This is a genomic window from Victivallis sp. (assembly GCF_048170485.1).
In the GTDB taxonomy this organism is placed as follows: Bacteria; Verrucomicrobiota; Lentisphaeria; order Victivallales; family Victivallaceae; genus Victivallis.
In genome coordinates this window covers 1-13,181 of the sequence record NZ_DBEXAY010000065.1, presented here as the reverse complement: position 1 = coordinate 13,181, position 13,181 = coordinate 1, and the positions used below count along the sequence as shown (strand labels likewise).

At 55.9% G+C, this 13,181-nt stretch carries 9 protein-coding genes; 5 read left to right on the top strand and 4 right to left on the bottom strand.

The annotated features are described in order from the left end of the window. Positions 1-467: iron-containing alcohol dehydrogenase (locus ACMLHG_RS03500; protein WP_417169566.1), on the bottom strand; the 467-nt coding region annotated here is incomplete at its 3' end. Between the two features lie 534 nt (positions 468-1,001). Here ACMLHG_RS03500 and ACMLHG_RS03495 point away from each other — a divergent pair. The 4 genes from ACMLHG_RS03495 (at position 1,002) to ACMLHG_RS03480 (ending at position 8,958) form a co-directional block, all read left to right on the top strand. Then, the gene (locus ACMLHG_RS03495; protein ID WP_417169565.1) at positions 1,002-2,372 is read left to right on the top strand and encodes a hypothetical protein; all 1,371 of its coding nucleotides are present in this window, start codon (positions 1,002-1,004) and stop codon (positions 2,370-2,372) included. Between the two features lie 267 nt (positions 2,373-2,639). Continuing rightward, positions 2,640-3,623, top strand: a complete 984-nt coding sequence (locus ACMLHG_RS03490; RefSeq protein ID WP_294436400.1) for a winged helix-turn-helix domain-containing protein — start codon at positions 2,640-2,642, stop codon at positions 3,621-3,623. A gap of 19 nt (positions 3,624-3,642) precedes the next feature. Then, positions 3,643-4,443 (top strand): prepilin-type N-terminal cleavage/methylation domain-containing protein, encoded by an 801-nt coding sequence (locus ACMLHG_RS03485; RefSeq protein WP_294436401.1) that lies wholly within the window; start codon positions 3,643-3,645, stop codon positions 4,441-4,443. A gap of 183 nt (positions 4,444-4,626) precedes the next feature. Continuing rightward, complete coding sequence (locus tag ACMLHG_RS03480; protein WP_417169564.1) at positions 4,627-8,958, top strand: hypothetical protein; 4,332 nt, start codon at positions 4,627-4,629, stop codon at positions 8,956-8,958. A gap of 73 nt (positions 8,959-9,031) precedes the next feature. Here ACMLHG_RS03480 and ACMLHG_RS03475 read toward each other — a convergent pair whose 3' ends face one another. The 3 genes from ACMLHG_RS03475 to queF form a co-directional block, all read right to left on the bottom strand. Next, the gene (locus ACMLHG_RS03475; protein WP_294436404.1) at positions 9,032-9,838 is read right to left on the bottom strand and encodes a phosphoribosylformylglycinamidine synthase subunit PurQ; all 807 of its coding nucleotides are present in this window, start codon (positions 9,836-9,838) and stop codon (positions 9,032-9,034) included. Between the two features lie 64 nt (positions 9,839-9,902). Continuing rightward, positions 9,903-11,129, bottom strand: coding sequence for a bifunctional glutamate N-acetyltransferase/amino-acid acetyltransferase ArgJ (gene argJ / locus ACMLHG_RS03470; RefSeq protein ID WP_417169563.1), 1,227 nt, complete (start codon positions 11,127-11,129; stop codon positions 9,903-9,905). Then, positions 11,122-11,553 carry a preQ(1) synthase gene (queF, locus tag ACMLHG_RS03465; RefSeq protein ID WP_417169562.1) on the bottom strand — a complete coding sequence of 144 codons (432 nt, stop codon included), beginning with the start codon at positions 11,551-11,553 and terminating at the stop codon, positions 11,122-11,124. The genes argJ and queF overlap by 8 nt, the downstream gene beginning before the upstream one ends. 224 nt (positions 11,554-11,777) lie before the next feature. Here queF and fucP point away from each other — a divergent pair, with 224 nt between their 5' ends. Next, on the top strand, positions 11,778-13,088 hold the full coding sequence (gene fucP / locus ACMLHG_RS03460) for an L-fucose:H+ symporter permease (RefSeq protein ID WP_294436410.1): 1,311 nt from the start codon (positions 11,778-11,780) through the stop codon (positions 13,086-13,088). The last annotated feature ends 93 nt before the right edge of the window (positions 13,089-13,181 follow it).

Genomic DNA, 13,181 nt, shown 5'->3' with positions numbered 1-13,181 from the left:
GCGAGCGGCGCGGGGCAGGGCAGGGTCTGTTTCAAGCCGGAGGCGGTGAGCGCAGCGCCGCTGGAGGTGTAGCCATCCACCGAAGGCGCGGTCGGGACGCAGCAGTAGGAGACGTGCCGCAGACCGGAGGCGCGCTTGACCAGATCATTGACGGTGCCGCCGCCGATGGCGACCGGAACAACATTTTCCGGAAATTGTTCCAGCAGAAGGTTTACATTGGATTCATCGGCGTGGGGCATCGGCGTGCCGGGGAAGAGGAAGGAATCGGGGCCCTCCATGCCGGCGGCCTTTAGAATTTTCGCAACTTCGGCCCCGGCGGTACGCCAGGTGTTGTCGTCAGCGACGAGCCACGGGCGGGCATCGTTCCCCCAGAGGGAGCGGATCGCTTCCGGCAACTGGTTCAATGCATCGTTTTCCAGCAGAAAGAGCCGGGTTTCCATCCCCGGCGGAATCGGAACAGGGTTCATGATATACCTCATCTTTTTACTTTGATATATTATATCACGAAACATGGAAGAAAACAAGTCTTTTTCCCGAATGTTTTCAATGGGGCGGTTTCCCTGAAAAACGAAAGGAATATTGATTTCTGCATTGACAAAGATCGAATGGTGACATATAGTTTCCCCGGCTTCGTATATCAGGGTTCATTTCCTTGTTTCCGCAAAAGCGGAAAGAACTTGAGATTCAGAAAAAAAGCGTTGCATGATGATGAATCTTCGTGAGATGGTTGAGGCGCAGGAGAAGAATTTCAACCCCCGGACAAATCTTCTGGAAGAGGTGGCGCACTCTCCCGGATATCACACCCGAATTCCGGATGGCGTCCGGGTGTCGGCGACCAGAACAAACATCTATTACGCTCTGGCACTGCTGAAACTCGGTGGCGAAAAGGAGTGTGCCCGGGCTGCCGCTGTGACGCGGTCCGTTCTGGCGCAGCAGGTTACCGACCCTTATGACGCCCTTACGGCATCTGGCCATGGTACTGCGAGGAACCGGTTGCAAAAATGGCGCCGCCGGACTGGAACTGGGCCGATTTCATCGGCGCGGCGCTCTGTCACATGCTCCGGGAGCACCGGGAAGAGATCGGGCCGGAACTCGCCACGGCGGTGACTGCCGCCCTGGAGCGGGCCGCATGGTCGATTTTCCGGCGAAACGTCCGCCCGGACTATACGAATATCGCGATCATGGGCGCCGCCGTCACCGGTTGTGCCGGTGAGATATTGCGCAACCCGCTTCTGGAAGAGTATGCGGCGAGCCGTCTTGCCACTTTTCTGCGGTATACGGAGGAGCAGGGCGGACTCAACGAATACAACAGCCCGACCTACACTTTTGTCGCACTGCGGGAGACGGAACGGATTCTTCAGCTGGTTCAATCGAACCGGGCGCTGATCGAATCCGCCGGACGACTGCGGGAATTCATCTGGGGCGAGATTGCGAAACTGTACCACCCCGCCACCGGCCAGCTGGGCGGTGCGCAGTCGCGTGCCTATTCGGAATACCTTCCGTCGGATGCCGTCGAGTTCCTGCGGGAGACGACCGGGTTGCCGTTGCGTGCGACAGCTTCGGCGAAAAAGAGTGACGGGGAGCTTGTATTTTCCTATGATCCGCTTCGGCATCTGCCTTGCCCGGAGAAAGTTCGGAGACGGTTTGCGGAAATCGAGCTTCCGGAGCAGGAAATCCGCCAGTGTTACATCAGGCGCAGTCAGCCCGGCATGTCGTTTGAAGGGACCACGTTCGTTACGCCGCAATTGATTTTCGGTTCGATCAATCGCGAATGCTTCTGGACACAGCGCCGCCCGATGCTCGGCTACTGGCCGGCGGGGCAGGGGAGTCGGCCGGCGATGTTCCGGATGCGTTTTCTCAAGGACGGGCGGGATTTCTCCTCTGCCGGAGTCCGCATTGCTCAGGCGGAGAACCGGGCGGTGTTTGCGCTTTCAATGCTGACCGACCGCGGCGACTGGCATATCGGACTCGGACGGCCCGCGGATGGAATGTTTTCCTTCTCGAAACTGGCGCTGCGCTTTGAACTTGCCGCAGAGGATGTGACGCTGCAGGATGGCAATACGCTGCTTTCCGGCATGTTCAAGGCGGTGATCCATGAACTGCCCGGCTGGTTTGACGGCGGTTCGATCCGCTGGCAGTGCGGCCGCGATGCGGACCGCGGCTGGGTGGAAGCCGTACTGTACGAAGGGGAAGAAAGAAAGATGCTCTTTGACGATACTCTTTCCACGATTGTCGGCGGCGGGGTGGAGATTCTCCCGGCGTCCGCCGCCGTTTCCGATGAGCCGCAGTTGGTGGAGCAGGGGAATTCCTATCGCATCCGGTGGGGAGAACTGTATGTTGACAGTCCCTCTTTTGCCGTTTCCTATGAGTAACGGGATCCTCCTTGAGGAGAACCGAAAGTCGCGGGCGGGAGTTTCCCGCCCTTTTTCTTGACATTTTCTCGGGAGGTCGCGGCCCGCCTGGAGCATGCTGTCGCGTGATCGTGGTAAAAAATTTATTTTTTTTCGCGTTCCCTATTGACAAAAAGCTCTTTTTGATGCATAATATAGAAAGTTAGCAGTGGTTAGCAAAAAAGATGGAATATGCGGAATAAATCGGAAAAGGTGCTTCTGGAGGTACAGAAGATCTGGTTTCGGGTGATGTCGATCTACTACCGTTCGGGGAATCGGGCGGTCAAGATTCCATCGTCGAATGAACTGGCGCGGGAGTTCGGCATAGCGCCCACGACGGTGCGGCTGGCATTCAAGAAGCTGGAGAAGGAGGGCTACCTTGTCATGCGCAAGGGGAGCGGTACCTACACCAACCCGGCGAAATCCTCGCAGTTCGGTGTGAATGAGCGCAAGCCTTTGATCGGACTGCTGTTGCAGACCGGTGATCTTTTTTTCTATCAGCCTTCAACATTGAGATTTATCAGTGCGGCAACGGAAATTCTGGCCCAGATGAACTGGAATGTGCGGCTTATCACCGAGCGATGTGTTTCTCCGGAAGAGACGGAAGAGGTGCTTCGCCACTCCTATCTGGATGGTTTGATTTGTGTATCGGTTGAGCCGGGCGTAGCGGTTAAGGCGGCGGAAATTCTGCCGACCGTTAATCTGAACTTTGATGTAGAGGGGGTTCCAAGCGTATATTCCTCGTTTCGCCCGGTTTTGAATAAATTGAGGGAATTTAGCGGTTTCAGTGACCATATTGATATCGATTTTTTTTGTAAAGTTCCGAAACATTATCCTTTATGCAGGGAACTTTCCGCAAGGCCGGAGATGGTGTGTCACTTCTGGCAGGAAGGCGGAGGGAATTCTCAGATAGAGGGGAAGCTAAGAGAAAAACTGATGACGTGCATACCGGATTGGATTTTTATCGATAATGCACAATTTGAGAAAATTCGGACAATTCTGAGAGAACTCTACGGGGAAAAACGAACCAGAGAAATTCTCTGGATATTCTGGAATTCGTGGTGTCCTGATACGGGCTGGAATGGATTTTCTATAGAAACAGATGACAGAATTCGCATGCGTCTGGTAGTGGAGATGCTGGAGCAGCAACTCTGCAATCCACCAGTAAAAGTTCAGTCGAAGGAACAACAGTTACAACTTTTCCGGCTTCCGATTCATGAGCAATTGTATTAATAAACGGTTGGAGCAGAGAATGAACCACCAACAGACCAACAGGGAAGGGGCAACAATGATGCTACAAACCAGTAGAGCAAGAACAAAACAAAATGCTGTTAACTTTACTCTAATTGAATTATTAGTCGTTATAGCTATTATTGCAATTCTGGCGGCGATGCTGTTGCCTGCCTTGAACCGGGCGCGGATGCAGGCTCGTGCAACTAGTTGTGCCAACAACTTAAAGCAAGTTGGTTTGATTGCTGCACTGTATTCTGGACAGTTCAATGACTGTGTCATGCCCTATCGTTTCAATAATTTCGGTTATTCCGGCGGCGCTTACTGGAACTGGTATTGTCTGGTGAATAATCTGTTGACATTGAAGCAGGTGACTTGCCCGGAAGTGCCTTGTCAGGATTCTCTGCGGATGTATTATGATAATAATCTGCAATTGCCGAGTGGCTCATCCGGCGCGCCGAATGACAGTTATGTTAATATTGCATACGGTATTAATACTGTTACCGGAGACAAGGTGGCAACCAAGGGCGCGGTCAAAATCAATCGTATCCGTGGAGCTTCGAAAAGAATTTACGGAGGAGATTCTGTAGATACAAATAGCACGAAAATCACCCCGTCCGCGATCTTGAGAAGTCAGGCTCATGAAGGTATGGTCCTCAGTCCATGGCACCTTTCCAAAGCGAATGTACTGTTCATTGATGGCCATGTTAATCCTATTAAGGCCAGAACATATACCGAAATTTATACGCTGCCGGAAGCGAAGGGATTTGCCCGTTCAGACAGCAATTGGTCCTTGGACAATCCCTGGAACCTGTATTATTGAGGAGATGGTATGGAGAACAATGTTAAAGTAGCCTTATGCAGTTTCCTGACTGCAGCTTTGCTGACCGCTGTCGCACAGAACCCGGCAAGAGTTGATATCAGCGGGGTCCCGTCGGTTAATTTGAAATTTGTTGAACAGCAGGGAGTCAAGATCGGTTATGGTCATTGGCAAAGTCCGGAAAACGTGGAAAAATACTTGACCACTTCGTATCCCGCTTCGAAGGAGTGGAAGCAGGGAGTGGTTACCTTCACGCCGGAAACGGACGGGCGTCTCCGAGTTGTACTTCTCGGGCCTGCTATGGTCGGCGGAAAAGAGACGCGACTTAAGCCGGCGGGTGTTTATTACGATAATATCCGGGTGAATGGAAAGCTGATCAAAAACGGTGATTTTGAAGCCGGCGAGAAAGGATTTGGGTTCTACGCAAGGGAAAAACGGTATCCGGGGCGAGTGGTCTTCAATCCGGTCATCGCCGAGTTCGGCAACGCCTGCGGCCTTGCCTGGCATGACGGGGAGATCGCTTTCGGTCTGCCGGTCAAGGCAAAGCAGCCGGTTATCTTGAGTTTCAGCTATCGGGATGGCGGGGAGGTACCGCCAATTTCCAAAGCAAATAATTTCTATCCGTTATTACTCCGTGCATCGGCGAATATGGGATTTGCCGATGAGACGCCCGGCGACGGCAAAGGCGGTTGGACCGATCAGGGGCCGAAGAACGATCTCCGTGTGTTTCAGCCGGGGCTCAAGTCGTTCCACGGCTGGCCGTTTCAAGTGATCGACCCGGCAAAGAACAATGGGCGTTCCTGCATAATCTTCCGCAGTTCCAACTCAAAGTTCGGCCGGGAGAAAATTGTTCTTCCCGTCAATCGGGAATGCAACGCGATTGCCCTCTTGAATGCTTCGGCCTGGGCGAAGCAGGGGAGTGTTGCGGCAACGGTTGAAGTCACGTTTGCGAATGGGGAAAAGCAGCAGTTCCCGCTGAAAGTCGGCAAAGAAACGGGAGACTGGTGGAATCCGAAACAGTTGCCTGACGCGGATGTCGTCTGGCGTTCCGGAGGGGATTCCGGGGAGATCGGACTCTACCTCACCTGTCTGAAATGGCCGGAGCCCGCATGGGTCCGCAGTGTCACCATCACGCCCGGCCGGGAAGGGGTGGTTTTTGCTCTGGTTGCCGCGACAGCCGGGATGGTCAGAAGTTTCGAGGATGACGTAAGTCATCTGGTCTGGCAGGTGCCTCTTCCGCAAAAATCTGCATTGACCGCTCTGCCGCTCGAAGTCCTGAAGCTGGAAATGGCGAAAAAGAATTTCCCTGCCGAACTGTTCTTCGAGGAGCGGAAAAACTGGGCACGGCTGGAAGTTCGGGATCAATCCGGAAAAGAGCTGGATCACTGCATCGTGAAATTCACCCGCAATTTTTCACCGCTGATTCTGGTCAGGACAAATGGAAAGGCCACTTCTCTCCAGTTGAAAATCGGGGAGGAGAAAACGGGGAAGATTCTTTCGCCGCGTCAGGCATTTCGACAGTTCACCGGCCGTGAACAGGCAAATTATCGTGCGGATGAGTGGGCAAACGGTATCATTGTCTACCCGGAAGACGCAGAGCAAAAGGAGACCCGGATGGTCGCCGATGAGGACTCCTTCTACAACTCGGCGACAGCCATGAGCAGTGACTCGCCCGAATGGCATTATACCTTTGAACTCAAGGAGCCGACGGCGTATAAATTGTACATCTATTCCCGTTCGCCGGAAAACCATACGAATTACATGTTTCTTTCCGCGGATAACGGGGAGACGATCAAACTCGGCGGGAATTTCAACATGCCTTCGACCTATTACTGGAGCGGTGGCGAACGGATCTTCCTGCAACCGGGGAAACATACGATCCGCCTGTTCTCCATTGCCCCAAAGGCCCGGCGTAAAAATCTCAGTCTTGCCAAGCTCTATCTGGCTGAAGATCTGCTGACTCCGGTTCAGCCGGGGTTTCCGGAAGAGCTGGCAGCCTTGAAGAGCGCCGGGGTCTTTGTCTATGGTTTCGGCAAACTCCTGCCGATGAAAAATACTTCAAGTGACCGGTTGCGGCGTGTGGTCAACGAAGAACATTCCTTCCCCGATCTCTCCTCGCTTACCGCTGATTCTGCGATCGATCGTCATGGAGCTCCTTCGCGGGAGGGGAGCGGGTTCCGGTTTGCGGATGGAACGCTTCTTCCGCAGATATGGGGATGCAATATGAATGATGGACCGCTTTACGACCTTGCAATGAACAACCGGATTGGCGGCGACAGTCTGGATCAGTTTCTGAAACGGGTCCGAGCGATGGGATACTCCACCGTCCGGTATATGATTTCCACCCTGCCGCGGGAATGGGGAATGAATCAGAATCATATTCAAATGCCGTTGCTCTCCCGCAAGCCCCTGAAGTTTGCTCCGGAATTTCTGATCAATCTTCAGAAATTGATTGCCGCGTGTCATCGGAACGGGTTGTATCTCTCGCTCACGCTCTGGCTTGACAACAGTTTCTTCAGTGATCTGGGGGCGGAACGCAACAATCATGCCTACATTGGATTTTTCCACCCGGAGGCACTGCGGCGCGAAAAGGAGATTGTCCGGATGGTTCTGGCGACACCGAACCCCTACCGTGACAATCTGCCGCCGGCAAAGGATCCTACGCTTCTGATCTACGAAATTGAGAACGAACGGACCTATGTCGCGACGTTTCTCATGAACAACCCCTCCAACTGGCGGAAACTTCCTCCCGCCACCCGGGAGATTTTGTATGGCCGCTGGGCCGATTTCCTCAAGAAAAAATACCGGAATGTGGATTCGTTGAAAAATTCGTGGAATCTTTCCTCCCTTTCCGGCTGTCTGCGGGACAACGGGAAAAGCGAAGCCTTTGAAAACATCGACTTCCCGCCGGTCTGGAATATGAAGGAGTGGGGCAATGACACGTCGGAACTCAAATTCAAGCTGGATGATCTGCGCATTTCCGAGGCCTCGTTCGGCAGGGAAAAACGCAGTAACCCGATGGTTTCCGATGGCTTGGAGTTCATGTATTCGCTCTATCGCGACTATCTGCGGGAGATGTATTCCTATGCGCGCTCGCTTGGATTCCAAGGCATCATCACGGCCAACGGCGCAGACTGTGAGCTGTACTACTCCCAGCGTGCAGGTGCGAACGAGGTTCTGGATGCGACTTCCGGAGGGACTGGATATTGGAACCGGACCGGATACGGATTCCTGCGTTCTCTCGGCTGGCTGGCGCCATTGGTTTACTTCGCAGCATCAGAGAAGCCGATGATTTCCCGCGAATACGGTGCCAATCTGGTTCATGAGAACAGCTGGTGGGGCAATTTGATTGCGGCGACGATTCAGAAAGCGATGGGGAAGGCATATTTGTTCAACTTTGCTCTCGGCATCTCCAGTTTGTATGCCCCGGACTGGCTTTATCCGGATGACAGTTTTGAGAAGAAGGAGCGGGTGAACCTGAATCAGGAGGCTCATCTGTACAGCCACTTCGCGAATCTCGCTTCCGCGATCGCGGTTCGCTCGCCGGAGTTGAAGAAGCCGGAGTTCCGGCTGGAGATCGGGTATCCGCTGGACAATGTCTGTTACGCGGCCCCCTTCCGCGGTTACAACAAGATGACACTGAACGATTTTACGCCGTTCCTCTACTGCGATTCCTCTGTCCGGACCTTCCGGGATGTCTACGATGGTGACGCCGATTTCGTCGTGAATGAGCCGTCGACCCCGGCCGGGGATTACTCCCGGGCGAAACATCTCTTTGCGATTCGTCCCCACTCCCCGCTGAATCGTTACGGCCGCCCGGAAAAGGAATGGTTCCAGGGGCGGAAGTTTCAGGCGGAAGGGTTTGTGGATACCGCCGCGGAACGGAAAGCGTTGTACGATGCGCTGCAGAAAGCGGGGGCCGATATGCCCGTTTCGTTCGACGAATTCGGCAAGGTGTGGCGCGATGCCGGGAACCATCTGGAACTTGACACCCGGAGTGTGACGTTCCGGGCGGAAACGAATGATTTTTCCGCCTTCATCGGCAATGTGAAAAGCGGCGAAAAGAAGATGCCGGGCGTGTTCCGGCTTTCCGGTGCGGAGGACGCCTGGAGCTTCTTCGGGAAACTGCCCGATTCCTCGACGCTGTTCTTCGCCGTGATGAACGGTTCTGCGGATTTGAAATCCGTCGGCAATCTCCGCTACCTCTTCCTCGGAGGTCGGCAGATCAAGGTGACGATGAACGGAAAACCGTACCTTTCACTGCTGGGCGGCGGCACGGTCAACATCGCCTTGAAAAGCGATGCGCCCCTGGCGAACGCTTCCTGCGTGTATGTGACGTTTTTCCGGAACCGCTCCATGGCAACACCGGCGGAAATCTCCTTCGCCCGGAAGATCCGCAAGGTTGAAGCCTGTGATCGGGAAGGGCACGTGATTGCAGAGGTGCCGTTCACGCAGGGAACATTCCGGAATCTCTGGGAGAACGGACGACAGATCTCCTATTATAAGGTTACCTTCTGATTCCGGCAGTCCGGATGACAAAACCGCCGCCTCTCCCCACGGGGAAAGGCGGCGGTTTTCGTGTGCGGCAATGTCAGAAGGTGTCGGCGATGTAGTCCACCGCGTTGCGGAAAAGGACCACGCCATCCCCCTCTTTCGGCAGCTTCCCGGCAATCTTGTCGGCCGTCCAGCTCGGCGAATTGTAGGGTGAAAGAAACGCTTCCGGGTGCGGCATCAGCCCGAACACCCGCCCGGTGGGATCGCAGATCCCCGCGATCGAATGGAGCGAACCGTTCGGGTTGGCCGGAAACTCCGTTGCAATCGAACCATCCGCATTGGCATAGCGCAGTGCCGTCAGATGTTTCGCCTCCAGTTCCGCGAGAACCGCGTCATCCGCGACGAACTTCCCTTCGCCGTGACGGATCGGCAGCCGCAGAAGATCCACGCCGCGGGTGAAGACACACGGCGAGGCGGGATCCGCCTTGAGGTAGCACCAGTCATCCCGGAATACCCCGGAGTCGTTGTGCGCCAGCGCCACATGCTGGGTGAAGTAGTCCCCGTCGAGCGCCGGAACCATCCCCAGGCGCGTCAGTGTCTGGAAGCCGTTGCACACGCCGAGCACCAGCTTGCCGTCGGCGATGAACTTCGCCAGCTGGTCGTGCAGCTGGAACTTCACCCGGTTCGCGAAGACCGTCCCCGAACCGAGGTGGTCGCCGAAGCTGAATCCCCCGATGAAGATCAGAAAATGGTACTCTTCCAGTTTGTGCTGCCCCGCGATCAGGTCGTTCAGGTGAACCTGTTCCGGTGTCGCCCCCACCAGTTTGCACGCTGCGGCGGTTTCCCGTTCGCAGTTCAAACCGAAGCCGGTGATCACCAGAACTTTTACATCAGATTTTTTCATAATTGTATCCGTAAGAAGTTGTTTCGTTGTCTCAAGCGCGAAAAAAAACGGCCCGGAGCGGATTTTACGTGTGGTAATCCGCGTTGATTTTCACATACTCGTACGAGACGTCGCTGGTCCACACCCAGTAGTTGTCGTCTCCGTCGTGCAGATTCACCCGGACGGTGAATTCGCGCTGTTTCACGATGTCGCAGAGCGCCGATTCCGGCGTTCCGGCGTCGCCGCCGTTGCGCACAACCGGCATGTTGTCGTAGTAGATGTCGGTCTTCTCCGGATCGAACTTCGCCCCGGAGTAACCCAGCGCCGCCACCACCCGGCCCCAGTTCGGGTCGCCGCCGAACCAGGCGGTCTTGCAGAGCAGGGAATTCGCCACCGCTTCGGCGCAGAGCTTCGCATCCGCCGTGGAACGGGCGTGCTCGATCTCCACGTGGATGAACTTGGTCGCACCTTCGCCGTCCATGACCATCTCCCGGGCGAGACGCTGCATCACCGCCAGCAATGCCTGCCGGAACTCCTCCGCCTCCGGAGTGCCCGCTTTGAGCTCCACCCCGGAGCGGCCGTTCGCCATCACGATCGTCGTATCGTTGGTGCTCATGTCGCCGTCGATGGTGATCCGGTTGAAGGAGTCCGCGACGTTGGCCGCGAGCATTTCGCGCAGGAGCGCGTTGTCCGCCTTGACGTCGGTGGTGATGTAGCAGAGCATCGTCGCGTGCGGAACCGTCATCGCAGGATCGATCATCCCCGCGCCCTTGGTCATTGCGCCGATGGTGACGGTTTTCCCGCCGAGTTCCAGCTGCAGCGCAACCGATTTGGGAACCGTGTCGGTGGTCATGATCGCCTGTGACGCCGCACTGCCGCCCTCCGGAGAGAGCGCCGCCGCCGCAAGTTCAATCCCCTTCCGGATGGTGTCCATCGGCATCTGCACGCCGATTCTGCCGGTCGAGGAGACGGCGACCTCGTCGGCACGGATTCCGAGCCGGCGGGCGGCGAGTTCGCAGGTGCACTCCGCATTGGCCAGTCCGGTGGCTCCGGTGCAGGCGTTGGCGTTGCCGCTGTTGATGACCGCGGCGCGCAGGAAGGGGGAGTTCAGCACCCGCGTGCGGCAGACCTGGACCGGCGCCGCCGCGAAGGTGCAACTGGTGAAGGCGCCGGCGAAGTTGGCGGGCGCCTCCGAATAGATCATCGCGAAGTCGGGCGCGCCGCTCCGCTTGAACCCGGCGACGACCCCCGCCGCCTGGAAGCCCGGCGTGCTGGTGATCGAACCGTTTTCGAGAAACTGAAATTTATTCATGGATCGGATCTCCGTAGGTTGCCTTGACGTTGATGGCGATGCCGCCGCGCGGCCGGAAATGGCCGATCACTTCGGCGCGCCGGGGGGCGCACTCCTTCACCACCGCGTCGAGGATGGTGTTGACCGATTCCTCGTGAAAGGTGCTGGCGTTGCGGAAGGAGTAGAGGTAGAGTTTGAGCGACTTGCTCTCGATGCAGCGCTTGTCCGGCACGTACCGGATGATGATGTGGCCGAAGTCGGGCTGGCCGGTCACCGGGCAGAGCGAGGTGTATTCCGGACAGTCGAATTCGATGACGTAATCCCGGTCGGCGTAAAGGTTGTCGAAGGATTCGAGTTTCGCTTCGTCGGGGGATTTCGGATATTTCCGCTCGGAGGCGGAGAGCAGTGTCAGACTGCTGAAGCGTTCTTTTGTGGCTTTCTCCATAGCTTTCCTTAACGGTTGAGATGCGGTACAACGACACTTTTCCTTAACATAGCACCGGTTCGGGCTGATTTCGACAGCAAAGCGGAAAAATGCTTCACTTTTTCCGGGAAAAACGGCCTCGACAGGAGCTTTTCTTGATTTTCAGTTTGACAAAGCGCAAACAGCGGCTAGAGTATGGAGACAACGCGCATTGCGCCGGCAGGAAAAATCCGGAGGATTGGAAGATGAGCCAGGAAAATGAGTCTCTGCTGCGGTCGAACGGTGTCAGTTACGTGCTGCCGTTCATATTAATTACCTCATGCTTTGCCATGTGGGGCTTCGCCAACGACATCACCAATCCGATGGTGAAGGCGTTTTCAAAGATCTTCCGTATGAGCGTGACCGACGGGGCGCTGGTGCAGGTCGCCTTTTACGGCGGTTACTTCGCGATGGCTTTCCCGGCGGCGATGTTCATCCGCCGCTTTTCCTACAAGGCGGGAATCCTGATGGGGCTGGGGCTTTACGCTTTCGGTGCGCTGCTTTTCTTCCCGGCGAAGATGACCGGCGCCTACTATCCCTTTCTGCTGGCCTACTTCATTTTGACCTGCGGACTGTCGTTTCTGGAGACCAGCGCCAACCCCTACATCCTCTCGATGGGGCCGGAGGAGACCGCGACCCGGCGGCTGAATCTCGCTCAGTCCTTCAATCCGATGGGCTCTTTGCTCGGGATGTTTGTCGCGATGCAGTTCATTCAGGCAAAGATGAATCCGCTTGACTCCGCGGAACGCGCCGCACTGAGCGATGCGGAGTTTGAGATGGTAAAGAATGCCGACCTCACGGTACTGATCCGCCCCTACCTGCTGATCGGTCTGGTGATCTTCGCGCTGTTTCTGGTGATCTGGTTTGCCCGGATGCCCGCCAATAACGACCAGTCACACGAGATCAACTTTCTGCCGACGCTGAAACGGCTGCTGAAACTGCCCCGGTATCGTGAAGGTGTGATCGCGCAGTTTTTCTACATGGGCGCACAGATCATGTGCTGGACCTTCATCATCCAGTACGGAACGAGGATTTTTGTCGGGCAGGGGATGGAGGAACGGGCCGCAGAGGTACTTTCCCAGAAGTACAATATTGCCGCGATGCTGATCTTCTGCATCAGCCGGTTCATCTGCACCTTCCTGCTTCGTTACCTCAATCCCGGCCGGCTGTTGATGATCCTGGCGGTGGCGGGCGGCATTTTTTCGCTCGGCACCGTGCTGCTTCAAGACATCTGGGGGCTCTACTCGCTGGTGGGAATTTCCGCCTGCATGTCGCTGATGTTTCCGACCATCTACGGCATTGCGCTGGAGGGGCTGGGCGACGATGCGAAGTTCGGCGCCGCCGGCCTTATCATGGCGATTCTCGGCGGTTCGGTTCTGCCGCCTCTGCAGGCGCTGATTATCGACCTCGGCAACGTGGGTGGATTCCCCGCGGTCAACCTCTCCTTCCTGCTGCCGCTGCTCTGCTTCGTGGTGGTGGCTCTCTACGGATTCCGGACCGGCAGGCAGCGCTGCTGAGCCTGCCATTGTACCGAATCTCATCTCCGACGGAGCGCGATGCGCTTTTGCCGGAGATTTTTTTTGATTATTTTCTGAATTACTCCTTGATTT